Source organism: Mycobacterium sp. (genome assembly GCF_035640695.1).
Lineage (GTDB): Bacteria > Actinomycetota > Actinomycetes > Mycobacteriales > Mycobacteriaceae > Mycobacterium.
In genome coordinates this window covers 1-24,722 of record NZ_DASQVQ010000165.1, presented here as the reverse complement: position 1 = coordinate 24,722, position 24,722 = coordinate 1, and the positions used below count along the sequence as shown (strand labels likewise).

Here is a 24,722-nt window from a genome sequence, read left to right as displayed (position 1 = left end):
TTTAGTCTCGCGGGCTGCGGTCGTTGAGCACCGCGATCACCCGCGCGACCAGTTCGTCGATGTCTGTCCCGGTTGTGTCGAGCACAAGATCAGGATTCTCCGGCGGTTCATAAGGCGCGTCAACACCGGTCAGCCCCTTCATTTCGCCACGCCGGGCCCGCGCGTACAGTCCTTTCGGATCGCGCTTCTCGCATTCGGTCAGCGCCGTCGCGACGTAGACCTCGATGAACGGCAGCTTGGCGGCGTCGTTGAGGGTGCGCGCGATCTCACGGTCGGACCGCAGCGGCGACACCAGCGACGCCAGCGCGACCACCCCGGCATCGGCCAGTAACCGGGTCAGATGGCCGACGCGGCGGATGTTTTCGGCCCGGTCGCCGGGGGAGAAGCCAAGATCGTCCGACAGCCCGTGACGCAGGTTGTCGCCGTCGAGCAGGTAGGCCACCCGGCCGGATTCAACGAGTGCCCGCTCCACCGCAACCGCGATCGTCGACTTGCCGGATGCCGGCAGCCCGGTGAACCATATGGTGGCCCCGGGTTGGCCGGTGGCCCGCCATCGGTAGGCCCGGTCCAGCGACGAGGGATGCCAACGGATGTCGGTGCGGGTGTGCGCGCCCGGTTTGAGTTCCCGTGGCTCCAGAATCGTTCCGGCGCCGACGGTGTCGTTGGTGGCCTCGTCGATCAGGATGAACGCGCCGCTGTCGCGGTTGTCGGCATACGCGTCGGCGGCCAGCACCGAGCTCGTTCGCAGCGTGACGGTGCCGATGTCGTTGAGCGCCAACTCGACCGGTCCGTCCAGCTCGTCGAGCGTCTCGGGGTCGAGCCTGGTGTGCATCTCCTGCACGGTCGCTCGAACCGTCGTCGTGGCCTGTTTGAGCGCGAGCCGATCCCCGGCGCGTAGCGGCCGGTCGGCAAACCAGCACACCGTCGCGTCGAGTTCGCGCGCCAGCACCGGCAGCACCGCATCGTCGGCGCCGCTGACCAACACATCGCCCCGGCCGATGTCGATGTCGTCGGCGAGCTCGATCGAAACCGACAGCGGCACAACAGCAACCGTGCGACCCTCGTCCAGGGTGTCCACAGCGGTGACTGTTGAGCGGGTGCCCGCCGGCAGCGACATCACCGGGTCTCCGACGGAAAGCGTTCCGGACGACAGCCTGCCCGTGTAGCGTCGGCGCCGGTTGTCGGCCGGCCGCGATACCCACTGAATCGGCAGCCGCAGCCGTGACGCCTCGGCGTGCGGGGCCGCCAACTCCACGCTTTCCAGATACTCCAGCAGCGTCGGTCCGTTGTACCAGGGTGTGCGATCGGAGCGGTGTACGACGTTGTCGCCGTGCACCGCTGCGATCGGGATCACGGTCAGGTCAGGCACGCCACCCAGCCGCGCGGCCATCTGCCGGAGTTGATCCTCGACTTCGGTGAACCGGACCTGGTCGAAGTCGATAAGGTCGATCTTGTTGACCGTCGCGACAAAGTGCTTGATGCCGAGCAACTTTGCAATGCGCGCATGCCGGCGGGTTTGCCGCAGCACGCCGGCACGGGCGTCGACGAGCATGATTGCGACGTGGGCGTTGGACGCACCGGTGAACATGTTGCGCGTGTAGCGCTCGTGTCCCGGCGTGTCCGCCAGGATGTAGCTGCGGGTGTCGGTGGAAAAGAACCGGTACGCGACATCGATCGTGATGCCCTGCTCCCGCTCGGCCCGCAGCCCGTCGGACAGCGCGGCGAGGTCCGCGACGCCATGTTCGTCGGTGACCGATTCGAGGTGGTCGAGCGGCAGGCTGTCGGTGTCGTGCAGCAGCCTGCCGATCAGTGTGCTCTTGCCGTCGTCCACCGAACCAGCCGTGGCGATCCGCAGCAGCTGGCGTGTCACCGCCGCCGGCGGCGGCGCTTTCGGGGCGGCCTTCGGCGCGGCCATCAAAAGTACCCCTCGCGCTTGCGGTCCTCCATCGCCGCAGCCGACGTGCGGTCGTCGGCGCGGGTCTCCCCGCGCTCCGAAACAGTGGCAGCGGAGATTTCGCGGATGACGCGGGTGATGTCGGTGGCCCTGGACCTCACCGCACCGGTGATGGTCAGATCACCTACCGTTCGGTAGCGCACCCATTCCACCGCTGACGCCTCCGCGCCTTCGGGTTTGGCGTATTCGGACACGGCGAGCAGGATGCCGTCGCGTTCGAACACCTCGCGCTCGTGCGCGTAGTAGATCGACGGCAGCTCCAGATTCTCCAGCTGGATGTAGCGCCAGATGTCCAACTCGGTCCAGTTGCTCAACGGAAAAACCCGGACCTGCTCGCCCTTCTTGATCCGCCCGTTGTACAACGACCACGGCTCGGGCCGCTGCGCGCGGGGGTCCCACTGGCCGAATTCGTCGCGAAAGCTCAGGATGCGCTCCTTGGCGCGGGCGCGTTCCTCGTCCCGCCGGGCCCCGCCGAATGCGGCGTCGAAGCCGCCCGCGTCCAAAGCGTCGAGCAGAGTTCGGGTCTGTTGCCGGTTGCGCGAGGCGCCCGGGCCCGGATCGGGTATCCGGCCGCGGTCGATCGACTCCTGCACCGACGCCACGATCAACTTGTGGCCGCGGCCGGTGACCCTGCGGTCGCGGAACTCGATGACCTCGGGGAAGTTGTGCCCGGTGTCGACGTGCATCACCGGGAACGGCAGCGGCGATGGCCGAAAAGCCTTCTCCGCCAAGCGCAACAGAACGATGGAATCCTTGCCCGCCGAGAACAGCAGCACCGGGCGCGCGAGCTCGGCCACTACTTCACGGATGATGTATACCGACTCGGCTTCCAGCAGCCGCAGTTCGTCGACGCGTCGCGCGTCGACGGCGGGTGCCAAGGCGGTCATGTCGGCAGTCCCGCCTTCTTCGCGTCCGCGCGATAGCGTTCCACCCACTCGTCGGAGCGCTGGTCGGCCTGGCGCTCCACGGCGGGCGCCGGCGCCAGCCCCGGGTCGAGGCCGAGTGCCTCGAGCACGGTGCCGACGACCTCGGTCAGGTTGCGCCACAGCACCGGGTATGCCACTTCTATCGGGTCGATGTTCTCCTCGTCAAACCAAGTGCGCCAACCCTTTTCCTGGTCACGCAGCATCGTGATGATGTGGGCGATGGCACCGGCGTGATACTCGGCGCGCGCGTCGCGTCTGGGATCCGAGCGTCCCCGCCATACTTGGGTCTGCACGGCCCGCCAGAACGAGACCGCCTGCGACACCACGTCGGGGCGGTAGACGTGCACCAGCACAGGGTGGGAGCCGAGCACGTCCCGGATTGCCGCGAGCAGGCCGTCGCCGGAGCGGTCCGGCAGATTCTTGGCGCGGTTCATCAAAAGCGACGTCTGGTTCCACATCAGCTTGCCGCCCCACACGCCGTTCGGTGTCCGGCCCACCGTGCGGACGTAGTCGCGCCAGACCTCCGCGGGCGCGAGATCGGGGGTGCCGGGGTCGAGCGGGTCGAGGAGACGCAGGATCGATTCGTCCTCCACGCCGGCGAACCATTCGCGGGGTTGTGGCGCCCGGCTGGTGCGAGGCAGATATTGAAAGAATTCCTGGGGTTCACCCGCCACACCGGTCGCACGCAGGGACTCCACCAGCAGCGTGCTGCCGCTTCGCTGCGAGGCAAGTACCAGGTAGGACGACGGTCTATCGGCCACGGGGAAAGCCTAACGGGGAAAGCTCTTTCATCGCGAATAAGCCAATCAATTCACGCTGAACCGAACTATTGCAGCGACGTGGTTTGATCCTCGATCCCGCGGTCGGCGGCGATCGCGGACCGCGACGTCGGTATCCGGCCGTGAATCAGCGCATACGTTTCGGTGTAGCGGTCGGAAATGCGGGCTCCGGCGAATTCCGACGGGACCACATCGCCGGTCTTTTGCCGCCAGTCGTTCAGCAGGACCGCGAGGTCCTTGGCGATCGTGAGAAGTCGCTCGCTGCCTTCATCGGCGAGCAGGTTATGCGTTTCGGTCGGGTCCTCGAGCAGGTCATAGAGTTCACGCTCGGGTCGGGGGGCGCGGACAAGTGGTGAAACCACTCGCCCGGACGGGCTTCTTTGAATATCCCATGGCAAATCCAATAGCGGTCTGCGCGCGTAATTCTCGATGTAGCTGTATTCCTTGGTGCGGATCGCCCGAATCGGATCGAACGAATCGTGATAGGTCTTCGAGGTGTAAACGTGCTCACGAATCGTCGACGTTTCCATCGGCGGCGACAGCAGGTTCCTGGCGTGCGACATGCCTTCGATGTCGGGCGGCTCGTCGACGCCGAGCAGGCCGAGCAGCGTCGGGACCAGGTCCACCCCGCTGAACAGCTCGTCGTACACCCTCGGCGCAATGTTCAACGCCCGCGGCGGCCGCACGATCATCGCGATGCCGGTGCCGGCGTCGTAAAGGGTCGACTTTGCACGCGGGAAGGCGGGCCCGTGGTCGGTGAAGAACACCACCCACGTGGTGTCGTCCAGGCCGGTTTCGGCCAGCGTGTCCAGCAATTCGCCGACGGCTTCGTCCGCTACCGCGATCGAGCCGTAGAACTCGGCCAGGTCGGCGCGAATCTCGGCGGTGTCCGGCAGGTAATCCGGAATCTCCACCGCGGTGACGTCGGCGGGCTCGTATCGCTCGTGCGGATATGGCCGGTGCGTCTCGAAGAACCCCGCCGTCAGGAAAAACGGCTCATCCGCCGACACGGCGCGGCGGCGCAGCCAGTCCTTCGACTCGGCCACCACGTATTCGCAGTACGAGTTGGCCACGTCGTATTCGTCGAATCCCAGCCTCGAGGGATACGACGTTTCGTGTTGCATACCGAAAAGCACAGAGTGCCAACCTGATGCGGAGAGTATTTGCGGTAGCGTGCGCACCCCGGCGCGATACTCCCAGCCGTGGTGCGCCAGGCCGACCAGGCCATTGCTGTGCGGATAGCGGCCGGTGAACAGCGACCCGCGCGACGGGGAGCACAGCGGGGCAGTGGCGTGCGCGCGGGTGAACAGGATGCCCTCGGCCGCCAGCCGGTCCAGTCGCGGGCTGGACACTCCCGGGTGGCCGTACACGCTGAGGCAGCGGCCCAGGTCGTGCCAGTGCACCAGCAGCACGTTGTCGCGTCGCCTCGGCATGGCCTACCTCCTTTCGCCGCCCATCGGGCTAACACCGTTGCTAAACGCAGCCGCGCCGGCAATTGTTTCAATCACCCTGGTGATTAGGGCTTGGCCCGCACGCCGAGGACGTGGAACGCGATCATCGTCCCGCGATCGGCACCCGGATCGAATTTTGCAAGGTGTCGATGAAAGCGTCCGCACTCTTACTCTGGACAAAGGTCGCTACTGCGTCATAGAGCGCCTGTTGGAAGTTCGACGGCATCAGCTCGCCATGCGTGATCGACAGCAAGATCTTGTCGTGCCACAGCGCCGCCGAGGCCCGGCGCTGATACGGCGGTAACGATGACACGTCGACGTCATTGCGGACCGGTACCGATCCCTTGACCTTGTTGAACTCGAGCTGGACCTTCGGATCGGCGACGATCTCGAGAAACTTGTTGGCGTTTACCCCGTCTTTGGCCGCGGATGACACCACAAAGGTGTCGACGATCGCCAGATAAGCTCCCTCGGTGCCGGGATACGGCACGTAGCCGAAGTCGCGTCCTTCGGCGGCGCCGTCGGCAATCAGCTCCCCATAGACCGAGTCGTTCATGGACAGGAAGGCGCAATCACCGGTTGCCAACTTCTTCACCGCTTGGTCCCACGTCAGACCGCCCGCACTCGGATCTGCTTGTGACACAATCTGTCCGAGCCGCGACAGTGCCTCCTTAACCTGTGAGCCCCGCCAGTCGAACGAGTCGTCGCCGATCTTGGCCCATCCGTCGGCGCCGATCACCCCCAGCAGTGTGTTTTCGAAAAGCTCTGTGGCCGTGAACCTGTCCTTGCTGCCGAGGCACAGCGGTGTCTTTCCGTGTGTCGCCACCCTGGCGAGGTCGTCGGCGAAGGTCTGCCAGGTGTAGCCTGGGCCGGGAACCGCGACGCCCGCGTCACCAAGCACGTGCTGGTTGAACCACAGGTTGTTTCCTCGGTGTGAGCCCGTCGGTACTCCCCACTGCCTGTCCTTGTAGGTTGCCGCGTTGAGCAGTATCGGCGGCAGCCTGGAGCCCAGGCTTTCTCGCTGGTAGACGGCGGTTACATCTTCGATGCGGCCCGCGTCGACCCATGCGCGAAGCGAACTTCCGAGGAACGTCTGCCACACATCCGGAGGATCCCCGGCCCGCAGGCGTGCGGCCAGTGCTACTTGGACATTGCTTCCGCCTCCACCGGCGATGGCACCGTCGATCACATTGACCTTCGGGTTCTCCGCCCGGAAAACATTGAGCAGTACCTCGAATGCCGGATGTTCGGAAGGCGACACCCACCACGAAACAACCTCGAGGCGATCAGTTTGGTCTTTGAAGTTCGACGACTGGCCGCCACCGCATGCGGCGAGGGCCAATGCCAGCATGACGATTCCGAATCGCTTCATGCTCGTTCTCCATTCGACTGCGGTGTCGCCCTCAGATCGAAGACGGCGTAGCTCGTCACGATTGCAAAGCAGGCGGCGGGCACGACAAACGAGATGGCAGGAGTGGTGGCGTCGAGGAGACGGCCCTGAACCAGTGGCATGATGGCCCCGCCCACGATTGCCATCACCAATCCGGCAGCACCGAATTTCGTCGCCGGCCCCAGCCCTTTGAGGGCGACGCCGTAAATCGTGGGGAACATCAGTGACAAGCAGAAGGAGAGCGCGACGACCGCGGCCACTCCGGCGACATTGGGTGAAAACATCGCGAAAATGCACAAGCCGACCGCAAGCGCCCCGAGAGCACTCATCACCGCCGTTGCGCGGAGTCGTCCGATGACCCAGGTCATGATGAACCGCGAGATGAGGAACACCAGCAGGCTGACCTGCAGCAGGTAGCCGCCCAACTTGAGCGAGCCATTCAGCGCCTGTTGTGAGTACTGGATCAGATAGGTCCAGGTGCACACCTGGGCGGCGACATTGAAGAACTGTGCCACCACACCGAAGACGTAGTGCTTGTTCGACAGCAGAATCCTCACTGGCGATTGGCCTTCGAGGTCGGCCGACGGATATTCCTCGACGATCGGAGGTGCCTTCTTGAACGCGAGCATGAGTCCGATCGCAATGAGCACAAACCCAAGACCGAGATACGGACCCATCACCGCGCCGAGCTGGCCGGCGCGGATCGTGTGAACCTCGGCGGGTGACAGAGCCGCAATGTTCACCGGCTCGTCCAGCTTGGGCAGGATGAGTGTGGCTGCCAACAACACACCGATGTTCGTCCCTAGCGGGTTGAACGCCTGCGCAAAGTTGAGTCGCCGCGTTGCCGTCTCTTCCGGGCCCAGAGACAAGACGAACGGATTGGCGGACGTCTCCAGTATCGAGCAGCCGGCGGCGATCGCGAACAACGCAACCAGGAACGCTTCGTAGGTCATGATCTTGCTCGCCGGATAAAACCCGATAGCGCCTGCCGCGGCAAGAAAGAGTCCCGATAGCAGACCGGCCTTATAGCCGAATCGCTGATTGATGAAAGCGGCGGGAAGCGCCAGCAAGAAGTACGCGCCGAAGTATGCCAACTGAACCAGCGACGCCTGGAACGTGTTCATGTCGAAGATGCGTTTGAAACCGGCCACCATCGGAGTCGTCAGGTCGGCTGCCACGCCCCAAGCCGTGAAGCAGCAGACCAGCAGGAAGAAGAGCAACCACATGCCCTTGCCCACGAGCGGACGTTTGGACTCCTCCGGCGCTTCCGGGGATTGTTCGGCGTGCTCGGTCGTGGCCATACCCGGCGCCTCTTTCAGAGAGAATGGAGTCGTGTACACCTGACTGTGATCTGGGCCACACTACTCAGCTCAACCGAGCGATGTATCAAAATCACGCAGCCAGGAAATGCCGACTGAGCAGCGGTTCTTTACTCCACGCCGAGGCGGTTTGCCGCGCGATCGCGGGTGGTGCGGTCAGGCAGGTCGGCACCGGGTCGTGCCACCGTGAGGGCCGCGGACAGCGCGGCGACGTCGAGCACTCGATGCAATGCGTCGGAGCTGATGGCCTGCAAGACATCTCGGTTGTCAGCGCCCAGCAGATCGCGACTCCACAGTGCGTCGATCAGCCCGGCCATGAACGCATCGCCGGCGCCGACCGTATCGACGACGTCGGCGGGATGCGCAGGGATGCGGACGGTGCCGCTTCTGCTGACCGCAAACGCACCGTGCCGGCCCTGTGTGATCGCGACGATCGCTGGGCCCATCGCCAGCCAGCGCGCCACCACCTCTTCGGGTTGGCTGCCGGGTTCGAGCCACCGCAGATCCTCGTCGCTCGCCTTGACGACATCGGCGCGGGCCACCACCGATTCGATGCGGGCCCGCGTGGCATTGGGGTCGTCGATCAACGGCGGCCGCACATTGGGGTCGAAGGTGATGGTGGTGCGCGGGGAGTAGTCGTCGATCATCGCTGCCACGTCGACGCAACCCGGCTCGAGCACGGTGGCGATCGACCCGGTGTGCATGACGAGCGGGGCGTTGTTGGCCGGTGCAGGCAGCGGCGGCAACCGCCATTCGATGTCGAACAGGTAACTGGCCGAGCCGGTGTCGTCCAGCGTGGCCAGCGCGGTGGCGGTCCGGGCGGCGGCGACGCTGCCTTCGGCCAGCCGCGCACCGGACGCCTGCACGTGCCGGGCGATGCGGTGCCCGCGCTCGTCGTCGCCGATCCAGGTCAGAAAGTCGACCTGGCGACCGAGCCGGGCCAGCCCGACCGCCACGTTGAGCGGGCTGCCGCCGACGTGTTCGCCGACGGTCTGGCCATTGCGCATCACGACGTCGATCAACGCTTCACCGACGACGAGGGCGGTATCGGTCATCGGGCTCCCTCCGTAAGGTCGCGAACTTCGGCATAACGCCGTCGGACCAACGGCGCGGGTTCCGCCGCGTATTGGTCGGTGGGCGTCGGTTTCCATTCGGGCGGACCGGCCGACCCGCTGATCGCCCACGCCGCCTGTCGGGCCGCACCAAGCGCGACGTATTCGCCGGGGCTCGGTGCCAACACCGGAACACCCAGCACCGTCGGGGCCAGTTCACGCAGCGCCTTCGACCTGGCGCCGCCGCCGATCAACAGCACTCGCCGCGCCACCACCCCGAGAGCGGTCAGGTAATCGATGCCATCGGCGAGCGCACACAGCAGCCCCTCGATCGCCGCGCGGGCGAAGTTGGCCGCCGTCGAGTTCGACACCCGCAGACCATGCACGGCGCCGGTTGCGTCGGGACGGTTCGGCGTTCGCTCGCCTTCCAGGTACGGCACCAGCACCACACCTTCGCTGCCCGCCGGCGCAGACAGCGCCAGCTCGGAAAGCCCGTCGTGGTTTACCCGCAACAGGGCCGCCGCCGCGTCGAGCACCCGTGCCGCGTTGAGCGTGCACACCAACGGAAGATAACGCCCGGTCCCGTCGGCGAACCCGGCAACGAAGCCGGCGTCGTCGTGGGCGGGTCGGTCCGTGATCGCGGACACCACCCCCGATGTGCCGACCGAGACGATCACGTCGCCCGGTTCGGCCCCCAGGCCGAGTGCCGCCGCGGCATTGTCACCGAGCCCGGCGCCGAAAATCGGCGTCGTGCCGGCGTTGGCGCACTCCGCGGGTCCGAGCACTCTCGGAAGCATCGGGTTGCGGCCGTGCATGGCCAGCTCCAGCAGATCCGTTCGGTACGCGTTGCGCGCGGCGTCGTAGTAACCGGTGCCGCTCGCGTCGCTGCGGTCGGTGCTCAGCGCGCCGATATCGGATTGGCCGCGGAGTCGCCAGCCGAGCCAGTCGTGTGGCAGACAGACCGCGGCGGTGCGGTCGGCGTTCGCCGGCTCACTGTCGGCCAGCCACCTCAATTTCGAGACCGTGATCGCGGCCAGCGGCACCACACCGACCGCGCCCGCCCACGCTTGCGGACCGCCGAGTTCGGCAACCAACGCCGACGCGGCATCGGCCGAGCGGATGTCATTCCACAGCAGCGCCGGCCGCACCACCTGGCCGGCCTCGTCGAGGCAGACCATGCCGTGCTGCTGTGCGCCGACCGCAACCGCAGCGACGTCGTCGAGGCCGCCGGCCGCCTCCACAGCCGCCGACGTAGCGGATTCCCATGCGGCAGGGTCGATCTCGGTGCCGTCAGGATGCGGGGAACGACCCGCGCGCACGACGTCGCCGGTGTCGGCGTCGCATACCAGCACCTTGCAGGACTGGGTGGACGAGTCGATTCCCGCGACCAGTGTCATGGGCGTGCGTCCTGTTTCACGAGGGCCTCCACCGTGGCATGGGCGCCGTTGCGGTGCAGAGACTCCAGGGCCCACGCGTACGCGTCCACGAACCGGGGCTGGTCGACCAGATCACCGAATACCGAATGGTTCTCCAGAAAGGCGGTGGGATTCTGCCGTTGCGAGCGCGCGATGGGTATCAGGGAGTCGGCCAGCCGATCGACCACCTCGATCGGCTCGCCGTTCTCGTCGACAGCCTCCGCGTAACGGGCCCAGCTGGCGACGGTTGCGGCCGCCAGCCGCACCGGGCCGCCCGCGCGGAGATTGTCGCGCACCACCGGCAGCAGCCACTTGGGGATCCGGTCCGACGACTCGGCGCACAGCCGTGCCACCGTGTCGCGGACATGCGCGTTGCCGAACCGCTCCAGCAAAGCGTCCTTGAATTCTTCCAGTCCCCGAATCCGTTCCAGCGTCGGCATGGCCTCCGAATCCCAGTACTGGCTGAGGAATTCGGCGATGACGGGATCATGCGCGGCCTCGTGCACGAGGCGGTAGCCGGACAGATACGCGAAATAGCACAGGGCTTGATGCCCGGCGTTGAGCAGCCGCAGCTTCATCGCCTCATACGGCGCGACGTCGTCGACCAGCTGCACTCCGGCCTTGTCCAACGGTGGCCGTCCGTCGGCGAAGTCATCCTCGAGCACCCACATCGCGAACGGCTCGGCCACCACCGGCCACGCGTCGCGGACACCGAACTCCGACTCGAGTTGCTCGATCACTTCCGGCGTCGTCGCCGGCGTGATCCGGTCGACCATCGAGTTCGGGAACCTGGTGTTGTCCCGCATCCACCCCGCCACGGCGGGATCGAAGAGCTCGGCGTACGACGTGAATGCCCGGCGCGCGACCTCGCCGTTGCTCTCGATGTTGTCGCACGACACGATGGTGGGCGAGTTGATGCCGCGATCGCGGCGACGGGCCAGCGCCGCGGTCACCAGCCCGAAAACCGTTGCGGGGGGCGCCTGGCCGCTCAGGTCACACTTGACGGCGGGGTTGTCGGCGTCGAACTCACCGTTGTCGTCGCGGATGTTGTAGCCGCCTTCGGTGATGGTGAGGGAGATGATGCGGATCGCGGGGTCGGCGAGCAATTCGATGACCGCCTCGGGATCATCCGGGGCGTAGCGGTAGTCGACGATGGAGCCGATCACCCGCGGCTCACGGCTTCCGTCCGGGTGGGCCAGGATCAACGTGTACAGCCCGTTCTGTCCGCTCAGCGCCTCCTTCATGCGCTTATCGGCAGGTAGCACACCGATCCCGCAGATGCCCCATTCGTCGGCCACGCCGTCGTTCATCAGCCGGTCGAGATACATGGCCTGATGGGCCCGGTGAAAGCCGCCAACACCGAAATGAGCGATGCCCGCCTTGATGTTGTCGCGGTCGTAGCTCGGTGCATCAATCGGCAAGTCGCGCAACGTCTCTCGATTGAGCATCATGTCTTGTCCACCTCGACGACGGCCTTGATGCTACCGGGAGCACGGTCGGACTCCAGCGCTTCGGCCGCCTTCTCCAGCGGGAACCGCGCGGTCACCATGCCGTCCAGGTCGACGCGGCCGGATTCGACGAGTGCGATCGCCGCCGGCCAGGTGTTCGCGTATCGGAACACGCCCGTGAGCACCAGCTCCCGGTTCTGAATGAGCTGGATCGGAAGCTCCATGGCCGGCGAACCGGAACCAACGAGCACGACCCGGCCGCCGGCCCGCACCGCGGTCATGCCGGTGCTCACCGCCGCCGGTGCGCCAGAAGCGTCGATGAACGCATCGACATACAGATCGGCCACGTCGTCGACGCGCGGATCCAACGTGCTGGTCGCGCCGAACCGGGTCACGATCTCCCGACGGGTCTGGTCCGGCTCGGTGACGATGACCTCGGTTGCGCCGTACGCGCCGGCCACCTGGGTCACCATCACCCCGATCGGTCCCGCGCCCGCTACCAGCAACCGGGAACCGCCGGTCACCCCGGCCTTGCGGACCGCCGCGATGCCGACCGACAGCGGTTCACACAGCGCGGCGGCATCGTCGGACACCGACGCGGGGACGGGGTGAGCGAACGCGGCGCCGATCGTCACGTACTCGCAGAACGCCCCGTCGACCGGAGGTGTGGCGTAGAACCGCATCTGCGGCGACAGGTTGTAGCGACCGCTGCGGGTCTCGTCGCTGTTTGGGTCCGGTCGCTGCGGTTCGATCGAGACCCGTTGACCCACACGGCTTTCGGGCACATCGTCGCCGACCGCGGTGATCACGCCGCTGGCCTCGTGTCCGAGGATCAGCGGCGCCTCGACGACGAATTCCCCGATGCGGCCTTCTCGGTAATAGTGCGCGTCGGAGCCGCACACCCCGACCACCCCCACCCGGATCAACACATCGCCGGGCGCTGGGCTTGGCACTGGGCGCTCTTGCATTTCGATCCGACCGGGTTCGACGAGGACGGCGGCCCGCATCGAGGACGGTGTTGTCTGGGTCACATTTCCATGGTAGCGTGATGAGCATCTCCACGCACCCCTGATCATCTGCTCACAGCCCGGGAGGCACGGGGAGGACAAGGAGTAGCAGCAATGGCCGGATCGGCGGTGAACGGAAGCGCGGTGGACACCCCGGCTTCGGTGGCGCCGGGGTACCGGCCGGCGCCGGAGGATCTGCGGCTGGCGCTCCGCGCGGCCACGCTGTATTACCTGGACGGCCTGACCCAGGCCCAGGTCGCGGCGCGGCTCGGCGTATCGCGGCCGACCGCCGGCCGACTGGTCGCGCGGGCCAAGGCCAACGGCCTCGTCCGCATCGAGGTGGTGGTGCCCGACGACCAACGCGACACCCTGCACGCCGACGAGGAGGAAGCGCTTGAGCGCAGGTTCGGGCTCACCGAGGCCGTCGTCGTCGGCGACAGCGTGGATGCCGCCGGCCCCCTTGACGACCCGGCGAGCTGGACCGCGGTCGGCCGGGCCGGCGCTAAACTGCTGACCCGCCGCATCAACGAGACCGACACTCTCGGATTCACCTGGGGTCCGGAAACCGTCGCGCTGGCCCGCGCGCTGCCCACCGGTGTTGCTACCTGTCGCGCGATCGTTCAACTCGACGGCGCGATGAGCACCGGTCACTACCAGACCGGAACCGAGTACGTGCTCGGCCGGTGCGCCGAGCAGCTGCAGGCCCGCGCGATCCGGCTGCTGGCGCCGCTGTACGCCGACACGGCAACCGTGTCATCTCTGAAGACCGACTCGATGATCTCGGTCGCGCTCGGGGCCGGCCGCACGGCCGGCGCAATGATGTTCGGCGTCGGCCCGGTATCGACGTCGACCACGCTGTTCGAGGGCAGCTTTCTGGACACCGCGATGCTGGACAAGCTGGCCGCGCTGGGCGCCGTCGGCGAGGTCGGCGGCCGGTTCTTCGCCGCCGACGGCAACATCCTCGACACCGAACTTGGTGACCGCACGGTCTCCGTGCCGCTCGAGGACGTCCGCGGCTGCCCGAAATCTATTCTGCTGACCGGCGGGGCCAACAAGCGCGAGGCCGCGCTCGGCGCACTGCGCGGCGGGTTCGCCCGTTTTCTCGTCTGCGATATCGACTGCGCCCGTTGGCTTCTCAGCCAGGAATGAGGTCTAAGTGAAACTACGAGATCCGATCAGCACCACGCTGGCAATAGCGTCGACGCTGTGCCTCGCGTTGGCTGGTTGCGCCGGAGCCGGCGCGATCGGCGCCGGCGGCAACACCGTCACGATCGCGATGGTTTCCAACTCGCAGATGACCGACGCGAGGAAACTCTCCGGCGAGTTCGAGGCCAAGAACCCGGGCACCAAGCTGCGTTTCATCGTGCTGTCCGAGAACCAGTCACGTGCCAAGATCACCGCCTCGACAGCGATGGGCGGCGGTGAGTTCGACGTGGTGATGATCAGCAACTTCGAAACGCCGCAATGGGCGAGGGACGGCTGGCTGGTGAACCTGTCTGACTACGCGCGCAAGACGCCGGGATACGACGAGAACGACTTCATCCCGTCGCTGCGCGAATCGCTCTCATACAACGGGAACATGTACTCGGTGCCGTTCTATGGCGAGTCGTCTTTTTTGATGTACCGCAAGGATCTGTTCGAACAGGCCGGCATCGCGATGTCCGCGAGACCCACTTGGCAGGAGGTCGCCGACGCGGCCGCCAGGCTTGACACCCCTGACCGGCCCGGCATCTGCCTGCGCGGCAAGCCCGGCTGGGGCGAAGTGCTCGCTCCGGTTGACACCGTGATCAACACGTTCGGCGGCCGCTGGTTCGACGAGAGGTGGAACGCTCAGCTCACCAGCCCGGAGGTGAAAAACGCGGTGACGTTCTACGTTGACCTCGTCCGCAAGCACGGTGAGCCCGGCGCTGCGACAAGCGGATTCCAAGAGTGCGCCAATCAGATGGGCCAGGGCCGGGTGGCCATGTGGTACGACGCCACCTCGGCCGTCTCGGTGCTGGAGGATCCCAAGGAATTCCCGGCGGTGGCAGGCAAGATCGGGTACGCGCCGGCACCGATGGCGGTGAAGGACAATTCCGGCTGGCTCTACACCTGGGCGCTGGGCATCCCGAAGGGCGCCAAGAACCCCGACGGCGCGTGGAAGTTCATTTCCTGGATGACCGGCAGGCAGTACATTCGCACGGTCGGCGAGAAGCTCGGCTGGGAGCGGGTGCCGCCCGGCAGCCGGCTCTCGACCTACGAGATACCCGAGTACAAGCAGGCGTCGGCCGCCTACGGGCCGCTGACTCTGCAGTCGATTGAGAACGCGACCCCGAATAAGCCCACGGTACAGCCGGTTCCGTATACCGGCGTGCAGTTCATCGCGATTCCCGAATTCCAGGATTTGGGCACGCGGGTGAGCCAACAGATCAGCGCGGCGATCGCCGGACAGAAGTCGGTGGACGACGCGCTCGCCCAGTCGCAGCAATACGCCGCGGTCGTCGGCAAGACATATCAGGAGAAGTGATGGCCACTGTAACGGCCGATACCGCGGCCGATGCCAGCGTCGCCGAACGGGTCCGTCGAGTCCGAGAGGCGCACGACAGCAATGTGTCTCGCGCCGAAGCGTGGCGGCGCCGCGGACCGCTGCTGCCGGCGCTGATCTTCATGATCGTGGTGACGCAGATTCCGTTCGTGTTCACGCTCTATTATTCAACGCTGTCGTGGAACCTCGTGCGCCCGGGCTCACGGCGATTCGTCGGCCTGCAGAACTACTTCGATGTGGTGCGGGACAGCCAGTTTTGGACCGTCGCGATCAACACCGTCGTGCTGATCGTCGGCGTGGTGCTGATCTCGGCGTTCTTCGGGCTGCTACTGGCGCTGCTGTTGGATCGGGCCTTCCTCGGGCGCGGCGTCGTCCGGACACTGCTGATCACACCGTTCCTCGTGACACCGGTTGCCGGAGCGCTGATCTGGAAGACCTCGATGCTGGATCCGGTCTTCGGCATCGTCAACTGGCTGCTCTCGCCGTTCGGTGTGCACCACGTGGACTGGGTCAGCCAGTTCCCGTTGGTTTCGGTCATGCTCGAGTTGATCTGGCAGTGGACGCCGTTCATGATGCTGCTGATCCTGGCCGGCCTGCAGTCGATGCCACGCGACATCCTGGAAGCGGGACGCGTCGACGGGGCGGGCGCGTTTTCACTGTTCCGTGAGTTGACGCTGCCGCATCTGCGCCGGTTCATCGAACTGGGCGTCGTGCTCGGCGCGATCTACTTGGTAAACACATTCGACGCGATTTACATGATGACTCAAGGCGGTCCGGGCATCGCGAGCGCCAACCTGCCGTTCTACATCTACCAGCGTGCGTTCCTCGGGTTCGACATGGGCCAGGCCGCCGCAATGGGCGTGGTGGTGGTGATCGGCACCATCATCATCGCGACGTTCGCGCTGCGACTGATCTTCAAATCGTTCACGGGCAAGGAGGAGGCGGCCTGATGAGCACAACCACACCCGCCGCGGCGACAACCACGGCCCCACCCTCGGCGAAGGCGCCGACCGAACGCCGCCTTCACCGGCACCGCAAGTGGACACCGTGGGGCATCGTGGCGTGGATCGCCGGCCTCGGCTTCTTCTTCCCGGTGTTCTGGATGGTGTTGACCGCGTTCAAGCAGGAGAGCGACGCCGCGACCGATCCACCGAAGCTGTTCTTCGTGCCAACGCTGGATCAGTTCAAGGCGGTGTTCGGCCAGGGCGTGGGCCCGAGCCTGGCCAATTCGGCCTTCGCGACCGGGCTTTCGACGATCCTCGTGCTGTTGTTGGGCATACCGGCGGCGTTCGCACTGTCGTTGCGGCCAGTGAAGGGGACGCGGGACGCGATGTTCTTTTTCCTCAGCACCAAGATGTTGCCGATCGTGGCTGCGATCCTGCCGCTGTACGTGATCGTGTCCAACATCGGTCTGCTGGACAACATCTGGGCCCTGGTGATCCTCTACACCTCGATGAACCTGCCGATCGCCGTATGGATGATGCGGTCCTTTTTCCTCGAAGTCCCCGGCGAACTGCTTGAGGCCGCGAGCCTGGACGGCGCCAGCACATGGCGGTCGGTTCGCGAGGTGATTCTGCCGATCGTGTCGCCCGGAATCGCGGCGACGGCGTTGATCTGCGTGATCTTCGCGTGGAACGAGTTCTTCTTCGCGGTGAACCTCACCGCGGTTCAGGCCCAGACCATGCCGGTGTTCCTCGTCGGGTTCATCGCCGGTGAGGGTTTGTACTGGGCGAAGCTCTCCGCGGCCGCGACGCTGGCCGCGCTGCCGGTGATCCTGTGCGGCTGGCTAGCGCAAAACAAGCTGGTGCGCGGACTGTCGTTCGGCGCAATCAAGTAATCCCGAAGACCCCGAAAGACCCGGACAAAGGAGCGAAACCGATGGCCGCGATTACCTATCGAAACGCCTCGTGCCTCTATGCCAATGCCGACACGCTGGCGGTCGACTCACTCAACCTGGAGATCGAGGACGGCGAGTTCGTCGTCCTGGTCGGACCGTCCGGCTCGGGCAAGAGCACCGCACTGCGGATGCTCGCCGGCCTCGAGGACATCGACGAGGGCACCATCGAGATCGGCGGCAAGGACATGGGCGGTGTGCCGCCGAAGGATCGCGACATCGCGATGGTGTTCCAGAACTATGCGCTGTACCCGAACAAGACGGTCGCCGAGAACATGGGTTTCGCGCTGAAAATGCAGGGGGTGTCCGCCGACGAGCGCCGCCGCAAGGTCCAGGAAGCCGCCAAGCTGCTGGACCTGAGCGAATTCCTCGACCGCAAGCCCGCCAAGCTGTCCGGCGGTCAACGGCAGCGAGTTGCCATGGGGCGGGCCATCGTTCGCGAACCACAGGTGTTTTGCATGGACGAGCCGCTGTCGAACCTCGACGCAAAATTGCGGGTGCAGACACGTACCCAGATCGCCGCGTTGCAGCGCCGGCTGGGCACCACCACGGTCTATGTCACCCACGATCAGGTGGAGGCGATGACGATGGGCGACCGGGTGGCAGTGCTGAAGAAAGGACAGCTACAGCAATTCGCCACGCCGGCAGAGCTTTACGACCAGCCAGTCAACGTATTCGTCGCAGGCTTCATCGGCTCGCCGTCGATGAACATCTTGACCGCGCCGATTGTGGCCGAGGGTGTGCAGATCGGCGACTCGGTGCTCGAGCTCGAGCGCGACCAGATGACGCTGCTGCATGACGCGAAGCTGGAGGACGTCACGGTCGGCGTCCGGCCAGAGCACCTGGAGGTCTCCGATTCGGGTGACATCGAGGCCATCGTCGACCTGGTGGAGGATCTGGGCGGCGAGTCCTACATCTACACCCACGCCAAACCCGGCATCGAGCTGGTGGCCCGCTGCCCCGGTCGGGTCCCGGCCAAGCTTGCCGACACCGTGCGGCTGCGGAAACGAGCGGACGGCATCGTACATCTGTTCGATCCAAGGAATGGCGAGCGGCTCGGCAAGTAGTCTTAAAAACAGATGAGAAGTTTCCAATAGTGTGCCGAATCAGGCCGTCTTCTCTTGGCATCCGATGCTTGTCCGCGATACCGTTCGGCGAGGTTGAGCTACCAGCCTGGAACAAGGCGCCGCGAGCGCGCAGGCGAAATCGCGGCGAAAATCCGGCGAGATCCCTTTGACGGCTAGGTTCTTCATGACTGTTGTTCACAACACAAACACGTTTCGTTTTCTGTTAACTCCCGACTTCGTGGTGCCGTGTGGCCACGCGCAGCTGACCGCGCGTGCCCATCCTGGGGCGACTGTGGTCACCGTGAGCGGTGAGATTGATGCGACGAACGCCCACTGCATAGGCGATTACCTCAGCCGCTACGTGTCTTGTGGATTCCCGTTGGTGGTCGACATGACCGAGGTCGAGTTTCTCGGTGTGCAGGGCCTGCAGGCGCTGTTTGCGCTTGGCGCAGACTGCGCGAAGCTTCATCTGGATTGGGCGCTGGCCGCCAGCCATGCGGTGAGCCGGATTCTGCGAGTCGGCGATCACGCGGGCGACTTACCTGCCGTGAATTCGCTGAATGAGGCGCTGCGGCGGGTAAAAGCACCGCGGGAGCACCGGCTGTTGCCAACGGGTTAGCGTTGCCGGCGGCCATCACACCGGCCCCGCGGCGGAGTGTCGAGCGGGGCCCGCTGGTTTCGCCGTGGGTGCGCCGGGGTGGCCCGGCCGTGTTGGCGGCGGCATTGCTGCTGTATCTGCTGATGTATCTACGCTGGCCGGCGTTCTTCTTCCAACCGGATGTGCTGGTGTACCGGTTCGGTGCGCAGCGGGTTCTCGACGGGGCTGACCCGTATTCGATCGGTTTGACCGGCAACCCGCGCGAATTGTTGTTCATCTACTCACCATTCGCCGCGCTCTGCTTCGTGCCGTTGACGCTCCTGGATCAGGTCTCCGTCGAGGTCGCGTCGTTGTCGGCGATGTTTGCACTTGCGTCGTACGCGGTTTGGCGGATGCTGAAGGCCTCGGGGGCCGCACCGGGTTTGTGGAGCCTGACCGCACTGCTGGTGGGTGTCTCGGCGTGGCTTGAACCGGTCCGCTTGTCGGTCCAACTCGGCCAGATCAACGTGGCCATTCTGGCGATCGTCGTCGCCGACCTATTGAGTCCCAAGCACTGTAAGTGGGCGGGCGTCGGCATTGGCCTGGTCGCTGGCATCAAGCTGACCCCGGCGCTGTTCATCTTGTATCTGCTGGTCATTGGGCGTCTGCGCGCGGCCGTGCTGGCCACCGGCACGCTTGTCGGCACCGTGCTCATCGGGTTCGCCGTTTTGCCGAGCGCCTCCAGGTATTACTGGTTCAGCAACGCCTTCGGAGACATCAACCGAATTTCCCGTGATCCCTTCGCCAACACGAGTGTGCGCGGTCTGGTGCTGCGGCTGCACTGGCCACTCGTGCTGGCCACAGTGCTGGCGGTGGTGCTTGTGTCGGTGTCGTTGGTGCTGGCCGCCATTGCGTATCGCAGGGGCCACGCCGTCCTCGCGATAGCCGTGGTCGGGATGGCGTCGGCTGCCGCATCGCCGTTCAGCTGGAGTCACCACTGGGTGTGGTTCGTACCGCTGATCGTTCACCTCGGATACCGCGCATATGTTCTCGGCCGCGCCCGGTCGGCATTGGCCATGTGGATGCTTTGCGCCGTGTTGGCGTCCTGGTTCATCTCGTTCGCGGGCCCGAGTCCCAGCGCCGGCGTACTATCGCTGCCCGCCGGCGGCGTGTGGAAGGATCTCCTTCCGGGCATCTATGTGTTCGCGTTCCTGGCCGTGCTGGTCTGCACCGGGGTGTGGTTGTGGCGACTGCCGGTGGGACCGATTACCGCACCGCAGTCGCGGAACGCGTTCTCCGACATACCCACAGCGGTCTAGCCCACCACCGTCTGCCATCGTGGCTGGATGACGCGGCGGCCAACTGTGCTCTCGGTATCGGCGGTGCTTGCCGTCGTGATCTACGCCGGCCTGTGGGCCGGCTATCGCTTGCAATGGCACTGGTTGCACACCGTCGACGCCGGGGCGATCGATCACCTGCTGGCGTACGGCCTTGCCCATCCCGCCTGGGTGCACTTCTGGAATGTCTTCTGTATAGTCTTCGGACCCAATGGATTCCGAGTATTGGGTGCGGTCGCCGTGGGGTACGCGGCATGGCAGCGCCACGTACGCATGGTGGTGTTCGTACTTGTCTGCATCGGAGCGTCCGGCTTCATCAGCAGCGCGGCCAAGGCATTGGCTCACCGGCCCCGGCCGGCCGATGAGCTGGCCACTGCCGAGTTGACCTCGTTTCCGTCCGGTCATGCGATCGCGGTGATGACCGGCGTACTTGCGCTGCTAACCGTGACGGCCGGTGTGGGCGGCCCCAAATCGCGCCCCGCGGCGATGGCGCTCGGGACGCTCGTAGTGATCGGGATCGGCTTTGGTCGCGTCGCGCTGGTGGTGCACTATCCATCCGACGTGGTGGCCGGCTGGGCGCTCGGCTACTTGTGGTTCCTGGTGTGCTTCGTGCTGGTGCGACCGTTGTCTAAGGCATCGGCCGAAACACCGGCAGCACCCGATAGCGGACGCTGAAGCTGGCCGACTCGTGAGCGCGGCCCACCTCGCCGTCGCGGGAGATCACGGTCGGCCCGTCCAGCGACGTGAAGCTGAACTCCGGCACCTGGCGTTCGTGGTAAAGCGGGCTGCGCTGCAGCCGGCCGAGCATCAGCGCGGTCAAGATGCGCAGCTTGTGGAACATGCGGCCGGTTTCCAGAATGCGCACATCGATGAGGCCATCGTCCATGCGGGTGCGCCGGGACGGGGCGAAACCCGACGGTAGATACGTGGAATTGCCGAGGAAGAACAACGACGTCTGCACCGTCTTGTTGTCGTAGCGGATGCGCACCGGATCGTCGTGTCGCAGGCTGTGCAGCAGGGCGTAGACACTCGCCAGCGGCTTGGAGATCTTGTGTTCGAGCCGTTCCCGGGTCTGCACGAAATTTGGATAGGCACCGATGCTTGCGGTATTGATGACCGTCTGGTCGTCGTTGAAGCGCACCAGGTCGACGCATGCGACGCTGCCCGTCTGAATCGCGCGGATGGTCGTCGCCGCCGTATCACAGCCAATATCCTTGGCGAAATGGTTGAACGTGCCGGTCGGGACCACGGCCAACGGGCGACCGGCTTCGACCGCGACAGCGGCCGCACATGACACCGACCCGTCGCCACCGCCGATCGCGAGCACCTCGGCGCGTTCGGCGGCGGACCGCAAGGTCTTCTCCAAGTCCTCGCCCGGTTTCAGCTGGATGATCTCCGCCTTCGGCAGCTTGTCGCGAACATCGTCGATGATCTTGACGCTGCCCTTGCCTGCTGCCGGATTAACGACGAGGACCACGCCCGCACCGTCCGGGCGCGGCGGCGTTTCGACACGGAGCGGATCTGCTGCCGGCAGAACAGATTTCACGATGGGCGGCACCAGCCGAGCGCCGAGGACGGCCACACCGGCACCGATGCCGAACCCCGCGAAGACGTCGCCGGGATAGTGTGCGCCCGTTGCGACCCGAGACAGGCCGACCAAGCCGGCGACCAGGGCGAGCAGGAAACCCAGCTGTGCGTTCTCCAGCCCGACGCCGACCGCGAACGCGGCCGCACTGGCGGCATGCCCGGAGGGCAGGGAATTCGAGGACGGTCTGCGCCTCGTGCGGCGGGCGGTGGGCACCAGCAGGAAGCTGGGCCGCGTCCGGCGTCGCAACCGCTTGGCCACCTGATTGGTGATCAGACTTGTCACAGCCAGGCTGCCGACGCCGCGGACAGCGCCGCGCTGGGCAGACGAATTGCCGGACGCGATGAGGCCCGCGGCGACGGCGAACCACAGCCTGGAATGGTCGGCGGCACGCGTCAGCCGCGGCATCGTCATATCGAGCAACTCGCTCGGGGAATTGGCGATCGCCTCGAACACGGCCGCATCAAGCGTGCCGAGTCCCTCGGTGATCTGCCTGAGGCCGCGGTTGCGGCGCGTCACCCGCAAGTCCATCCGTCCCAATTATCCGCAACGGCGCGGGACCAAACCTCTTGGCTCCCACTCTTCTTCCACCTTCTCGGTGAACGGCACCGGAAGGTCGGGCTGTCAATTAGTCACCGATTTGAGTCACAACCTTTACGCAACGTCGACACGCCGGGTCGACGATGGATCGGTGCGCCGATTGCTGGGTCTGCTGGTGGCGGGCGCGATCGCGGTCGCGACCGCGCCGGCCGTGCCGGCCGCGGGCGCACCATGGTTTGCGCGCCAGGTCGGCAACGCGACGCAGGTGATCTCCGTCATCGGGGACGGCGGGTCGTCGGCGAAGATGGACGTCTATCAGCGCACGGGCGCAGGCTGGCAGCCGATCGGCGTTGGTATTCCTGCCCATGTCGGCTCGGCGGGCATGACCCCGCAGGCCAAGGACGGCTATCCGGCGACGCCGATGGGCGTCTTCTCGCTGGACTCTGTCTTCGGCACGGCGCCGTCGCCCGGTGGTGGCCTGCCATACGTGCAGGTCGGACCGGATCACTGGTGGGACGGCGACATGAAAAGCCCCACCTTCAACACGATGCAGGTGTGCAAGAAGGAGCAATGCCGGTTCGACACGGATGCAAGCGAAAACCTCGACATCCCTGAGTACGTGCACTCGGTGGTGATGGGCGTCAATAAGGCTCGCACCCCCGGCAACGGTGCGGCGTTCTTTCTGCACGCGACCGACGGCGGCCCGACCGCAGGCTGCGTGGCAATAGACGATCCCACCCTGGTCAAGATCATCCAGTGGATGCGACCCGGCGCGCTGATCGCAATCGCCCAATAGGTCAGATGTGCAGGGCCCGGCCCGGACTGAGTTTGAAGTTCAGCGTCTCCAACGACATCGTGGCCTCGTATGTGCGGTCGTAGCTGGTCGCGCTGATCTTCCAGCCATCGCCGGTGCGCCGATAGCGGTCATGGTAGAAGGCCGCGCCGATGAGCATGAAGTTGTAGTCGGGCACGATCACCCGATCCTGCAGATACCAGGTCGCGGCGGCTACGTCGCCGTCGACGCTGATCTCCGGATGGGTGACGCGGTGCTCGGTGATGACCCCGGGTCCCATTGCCGATTTCATGAAGTCCACCAGTTCGCCGCGGCCGGTGAAGTGGAGTTCCTTGCCGAGAGAAGCCCCGTAGTCGCCGGCGATGTCCTCGGTCAAGGTGTCGGCGAACGCGTCCCAGTCCCTGGTGTCGAGCGCGCGCAAATACCGGTACTTCACCTGTTTGATGGCTTCGATGTCACCCATCATGTCATTGCAACACAGTTGTCCATATCCCGTCGTCCTGGTTGGGCTAAAGCCCTTTGTGGGCCCGCGACCAGCACGTACAGTAAAAACATGAGGAGCATCACGGAACAGTGGATCGAGGGCTGCGAGATCCAGCGGATCATGTTCCGCGACGGTCTCGTGTTGAACTTCGACGAATACAACGAGTTGGTCATCTCGGTGCCGCTGCTGTTGACGCTGCCGCCGGCGGGTTCGTTCCCGGTCGAAGTGGTCCGGATCGACCCGCACGCGGTACGGGATGAGGAGCGTGCGCTTTTCGACATGTCCGGCGCGACGTGCACCTATGCCGCGTGGGACCACGACGGCGACCTACACCTTGAACTCTCCGACGGCCACAAGATCGATGTGCCGCACAGCGACCGCTCCACGTCGTGGGAGTTGTACGGCAAGTACCACGGGTTCGCCGCCTGCCTGCCGCACGGCAAGGTACACGTGATCCGGCATGACATTCCGGACGCGTAGCCGAATCGCGCGTCGCCATCCCAACGCGGCGGCTTAGTCGAAGTCGGGACCGATCGACGTGTCCGCCGGCTCCCCGGGCCGGTGGTTGGGCGCGGCGGTGAGCCGCAGCCACATGGCCGGCTGGTAGTAATCGGACCAGGTGCCCGGCGTCGCATAGTGGACGGCAAGCACACCTCCCGTCAGAAACTCATACATGTCGCCGTCGCCGCAGTCCTTGGGCTCCTTCGCGTCGGCGGTCCACACCTTGAAAGCCATATCGGGAGTATTGACGCTAAGTCACTCGCAGCGTTCGCAATTGGGGCCAGACGATATCCCAGGACTCGAGTCTTCCGGTCAGCAGCCATGCACCGAGGCCTTCGCTGACGTCGCCGACTTTGCGCACGCCGAAAGTATGGGCGCAGCCGGGCGGGATCGGCGCCGACATACAGAACTGTGTCTTGTATGTCAGTCGGAGGTGAGAAGTACCCGTAGCTGCGGGTGCTGCTGTAGGCGTCGGGCAGGTTGTACCGCGCCGAGAACCCGTCGATGTAGGCCGCGACGATGTAAGACTCGCCGAAGACGTCGGCGCCGAAATGAGCGCTCCAACCGCGGCACCCGCGCGCGTATCCAGCGGACCAACAGCCAGATGAGCACCAACCACTGCACTGGTTCCAGCGTGTACGGCGTAAGCCAGTGTCCCGCAAGGGATGTCCAGACGCCG

The 24,722-nt window shown here is 65.5% G+C and carries 23 protein-coding genes; 10 read left to right on the top strand and 13 right to left on the bottom strand.

The window, feature by feature from the left end:
* Position 1: 1 nt before the first annotated feature.
* From cysC to VE759_RS19400, 10 genes are all read right to left on the bottom strand, one after another.
* Positions 2 to 1,915, bottom strand: a complete 1,914-nt coding sequence (cysC, locus tag VE759_RS19445; RefSeq protein ID WP_324935466.1) for an adenylyl-sulfate kinase — start codon at positions 1,913 to 1,915, stop codon at positions 2 to 4.
* Positions 1,915 to 2,841 (bottom strand): sulfate adenylyltransferase subunit CysD, encoded by a 927-nt coding sequence (cysD, locus tag VE759_RS19440; RefSeq protein ID WP_324935464.1) that lies wholly within the window; start codon positions 2,839 to 2,841, stop codon positions 1,915 to 1,917. The genes cysC and cysD overlap by 1 nt, the downstream gene beginning before the upstream one ends.
* A complete protein-coding gene (gene stf0 / locus VE759_RS19435) occupies positions 2,838 to 3,641 on the bottom strand; it encodes a trehalose 2-sulfotransferase (RefSeq protein WP_324935461.1) in 804 nt (267 codons plus the stop codon). Before stf0 ends, cysD begins: the two co-directional genes overlap by 4 nt.
* 65 nt (positions 3,642 to 3,706) lie before the next feature.
* Complete coding sequence (locus tag VE759_RS19430) at positions 3,707 to 5,092, bottom strand: sulfatase (RefSeq protein WP_324935459.1); 1,386 nt, start codon at positions 5,090 to 5,092, stop codon at positions 3,707 to 3,709.
* Between the two features lie 121 nt (positions 5,093 to 5,213).
* Positions 5,214 to 6,482: an ABC transporter substrate-binding protein gene (locus VE759_RS19425; RefSeq protein WP_324935457.1), complete on the bottom strand. Its 1,269-nt coding sequence runs from the start codon at positions 6,480 to 6,482 to the stop codon at positions 5,214 to 5,216.
* On the bottom strand, positions 6,479 to 7,801 hold the full coding sequence (gene fucP / locus VE759_RS19420; RefSeq protein WP_324935455.1) for an L-fucose:H+ symporter permease: 1,323 nt from the start codon (positions 7,799 to 7,801) through the stop codon (positions 6,479 to 6,481). The genes VE759_RS19425 and fucP overlap by 4 nt, the downstream gene beginning before the upstream one ends.
* A 128-nt stretch (positions 7,802 to 7,929) precedes the next feature.
* Entirely contained in the window at positions 7,930 to 8,874 is a 945-nt protein-coding gene (locus VE759_RS19415; protein WP_324935453.1) for a carbohydrate kinase, read from the bottom strand.
* A complete protein-coding gene (xylB, locus tag VE759_RS19410) occupies positions 8,871 to 10,268 on the bottom strand; it encodes a xylulokinase (RefSeq protein WP_324935451.1) in 1,398 nt (465 codons plus the stop codon). Before xylB ends, VE759_RS19415 begins: the two co-directional genes overlap by 4 nt.
* Complete coding sequence (locus tag VE759_RS19405; protein WP_324935449.1) at positions 10,265 to 11,737, bottom strand: mannitol dehydrogenase family protein; 1,473 nt, start codon at positions 11,735 to 11,737, stop codon at positions 10,265 to 10,267. Before VE759_RS19405 ends, xylB begins: the two co-directional genes overlap by 4 nt.
* The gene (locus tag VE759_RS19400) at positions 11,734 to 12,741 is read right to left on the bottom strand and encodes an NAD(P)-dependent alcohol dehydrogenase (protein ID WP_324935496.1); all 1,008 of its coding nucleotides are present in this window, start codon (positions 12,739 to 12,741) and stop codon (positions 11,734 to 11,736) included. Before VE759_RS19400 ends, VE759_RS19405 begins: the two co-directional genes overlap by 4 nt.
* 114 nt (positions 12,742 to 12,855) lie before the next feature.
* Here VE759_RS19400 and VE759_RS19395 point away from each other — a divergent pair, with 114 nt between their 5' ends.
* The 8 genes from VE759_RS19395 (at position 12,856) to VE759_RS19360 (ending at position 20,815) form a co-directional block, all read left to right on the top strand.
* Positions 12,856 to 13,890, top strand: coding sequence for a sugar-binding transcriptional regulator (locus tag VE759_RS19395; RefSeq protein WP_324935447.1), 1,035 nt, complete (start codon positions 12,856 to 12,858; stop codon positions 13,888 to 13,890).
* Positions 13,891 to 13,915: 25 nt separating this feature from the next.
* Positions 13,916 to 15,247 carry a sugar ABC transporter substrate-binding protein gene (locus VE759_RS19390; protein ID WP_324935494.1) on the top strand — a complete coding sequence of 444 codons (1,332 nt, stop codon included), beginning with the start codon at positions 13,916 to 13,918 and terminating at the stop codon, positions 15,245 to 15,247.
* Complete coding sequence (locus VE759_RS19385) at positions 15,247 to 16,215, top strand: sugar ABC transporter permease (protein ID WP_324935445.1); 969 nt, start codon at positions 15,247 to 15,249, stop codon at positions 16,213 to 16,215. Before VE759_RS19390 ends, VE759_RS19385 begins: the two co-directional genes overlap by 1 nt.
* Positions 16,215 to 17,102, top strand: a complete 888-nt coding sequence (locus VE759_RS19380; protein ID WP_324935443.1) for a carbohydrate ABC transporter permease — start codon at positions 16,215 to 16,217, stop codon at positions 17,100 to 17,102. Before VE759_RS19385 ends, VE759_RS19380 begins: the two co-directional genes overlap by 1 nt.
* 41 nt (positions 17,103 to 17,143) lie before the next feature.
* Positions 17,144 to 18,226 carry a sn-glycerol-3-phosphate ABC transporter ATP-binding protein UgpC gene (locus tag VE759_RS19375; protein WP_324935441.1) on the top strand — a complete coding sequence of 361 codons (1,083 nt, stop codon included), beginning with the start codon at positions 17,144 to 17,146 and terminating at the stop codon, positions 18,224 to 18,226.
* A gap of 184 nt (positions 18,227 to 18,410) precedes the next feature.
* Positions 18,411 to 18,845 carry an STAS domain-containing protein gene (locus VE759_RS19370; protein ID WP_324935439.1) on the top strand — a complete coding sequence of 145 codons (435 nt, stop codon included), beginning with the start codon at positions 18,411 to 18,413 and terminating at the stop codon, positions 18,843 to 18,845.
* Between the two features lie 89 nt (positions 18,846 to 18,934).
* Complete coding sequence (locus tag VE759_RS19365) at positions 18,935 to 20,122, top strand: glycosyltransferase 87 family protein (protein WP_324935437.1); 1,188 nt, start codon at positions 18,935 to 18,937, stop codon at positions 20,120 to 20,122.
* 27 nt (positions 20,123 to 20,149) lie between these two features.
* The gene (locus tag VE759_RS19360; RefSeq protein WP_324935435.1) at positions 20,150 to 20,815 is read left to right on the top strand and encodes a phosphatase PAP2 family protein; all 666 of its coding nucleotides are present in this window, start codon (positions 20,150 to 20,152) and stop codon (positions 20,813 to 20,815) included.
* Here the strand turns inward: VE759_RS19360 and VE759_RS19355 are convergent.
* A complete protein-coding gene (locus VE759_RS19355) occupies positions 20,769 to 22,256 on the bottom strand; it encodes a bifunctional phosphatase PAP2/diacylglycerol kinase family protein (protein ID WP_324935433.1) in 1,488 nt (495 codons plus the stop codon). The genes VE759_RS19360 and VE759_RS19355 overlap by 47 nt on opposite strands.
* A gap of 160 nt (positions 22,257 to 22,416) precedes the next feature.
* Here VE759_RS19355 and VE759_RS19350 point away from each other — a divergent pair, with 160 nt between their 5' ends.
* The gene (locus tag VE759_RS19350) at positions 22,417 to 23,061 is read left to right on the top strand and encodes a L,D-transpeptidase family protein (RefSeq protein ID WP_414687956.1); all 645 of its coding nucleotides are present in this window, start codon (positions 22,417 to 22,419) and stop codon (positions 23,059 to 23,061) included.
* Between the two features lies 1 nt (position 23,062).
* Here the strand turns inward: VE759_RS19350 and VE759_RS19345 are convergent, their stop codons facing one another.
* Positions 23,063 to 23,539: a nuclear transport factor 2 family protein gene (locus VE759_RS19345; protein WP_414687957.1), complete on the bottom strand. Its 477-nt coding sequence runs from the start codon at positions 23,537 to 23,539 to the stop codon at positions 23,063 to 23,065.
* A gap of 72 nt (positions 23,540 to 23,611) precedes the next feature.
* Here VE759_RS19345 and VE759_RS19340 point away from each other — a divergent pair, with 72 nt between their 5' ends.
* Positions 23,612 to 24,022, top strand: coding sequence for a DUF6188 family protein (locus VE759_RS19340; RefSeq protein ID WP_324935429.1), 411 nt, complete (start codon positions 23,612 to 23,614; stop codon positions 24,020 to 24,022).
* 33 nt (positions 24,023 to 24,055) lie between these two features.
* On the opposite strand, the gene VE759_RS19335 is transcribed toward VE759_RS19340, so the two are convergent.
* On the bottom strand, positions 24,056 to 24,277 hold the full coding sequence (locus tag VE759_RS19335) for a hypothetical protein (RefSeq protein ID WP_324935427.1): 222 nt from the start codon (positions 24,275 to 24,277) through the stop codon (positions 24,056 to 24,058).
* Between the last annotated feature and the right edge of the window lie 445 nt (positions 24,278 to 24,722).

Excerpts from the sequence above, each read along its gene's own strand:
- cysC (WP_324935466.1), bottom strand. The coding sequence starts at position 1,915 with ATGGCCGCGCCGAAGGCCGCCCCGAAAGCGCCGCCGCCGGCGGCGGTG.
- cysD (WP_324935464.1), bottom strand. The coding sequence starts at position 2,841 with ATGACCGCCTTGGCACCCGCCGTCGACGCGCGACGCGTCGACGAACTG.
- VE759_RS19430 (WP_324935459.1), bottom strand. The coding sequence starts at position 5,092 with ATGCCGAGGCGACGCGACAACGTGCTGCTGGTGCACTGGCACGACCTG.
- VE759_RS19425 (WP_324935457.1), bottom strand. The coding sequence starts at position 6,482 with ATGAAGCGATTCGGAATCGTCATGCTGGCATTGGCCCTCGCCGCATGC.
- fucP (WP_324935455.1), bottom strand. The coding sequence starts at position 7,801 with ATGGCCACGACCGAGCACGCCGAACAATCCCCGGAAGCGCCGGAGGAG.
- VE759_RS19415 (WP_324935453.1), bottom strand. The coding sequence starts at position 8,874 with ATGACCGATACCGCCCTCGTCGTCGGTGAAGCGTTGATCGACGTCGTG.
- xylB (WP_324935451.1), bottom strand. The coding sequence starts at position 10,268 with ATGACACTGGTCGCGGGAATCGACTCGTCCACCCAGTCCTGCAAGGTG.
- VE759_RS19405 (WP_324935449.1), bottom strand. The coding sequence starts at position 11,737 with ATGATGCTCAATCGAGAGACGTTGCGCGACTTGCCGATTGATGCACCG.
- VE759_RS19400 (WP_324935496.1), bottom strand. The coding sequence starts at position 12,741 with ATGCGGGCCGCCGTCCTCGTCGAACCCGGTCGGATCGAAATGCAAGAG.
- VE759_RS19395 (WP_324935447.1), top strand. The coding sequence starts at position 12,856 with ATGGCCGGATCGGCGGTGAACGGAAGCGCGGTGGACACCCCGGCTTCG.
- VE759_RS19385 (WP_324935445.1), top strand. The coding sequence starts at position 15,247 with ATGGCCACTGTAACGGCCGATACCGCGGCCGATGCCAGCGTCGCCGAA.
- VE759_RS19380 (WP_324935443.1), top strand. The coding sequence starts at position 16,215 with ATGAGCACAACCACACCCGCCGCGGCGACAACCACGGCCCCACCCTCG.
- VE759_RS19375 (WP_324935441.1), top strand. The coding sequence starts at position 17,144 with ATGGCCGCGATTACCTATCGAAACGCCTCGTGCCTCTATGCCAATGCC.
- VE759_RS19370 (WP_324935439.1), top strand. The coding sequence starts at position 18,411 with ATGACTGTTGTTCACAACACAAACACGTTTCGTTTTCTGTTAACTCCC.
- VE759_RS19360 (WP_324935435.1), top strand. The coding sequence starts at position 20,150 with ATGACGCGGCGGCCAACTGTGCTCTCGGTATCGGCGGTGCTTGCCGTC.
- VE759_RS19355 (WP_324935433.1), bottom strand. The coding sequence starts at position 22,256 with ATGGACTTGCGGGTGACGCGCCGCAACCGCGGCCTCAGGCAGATCACC.
- VE759_RS19340 (WP_324935429.1), top strand. The coding sequence starts at position 23,612 with ATGAGGAGCATCACGGAACAGTGGATCGAGGGCTGCGAGATCCAGCGG.
- VE759_RS19335 (WP_324935427.1), bottom strand. The coding sequence starts at position 24,277 with ATGGCTTTCAAGGTGTGGACCGCCGACGCGAAGGAGCCCAAGGACTGC.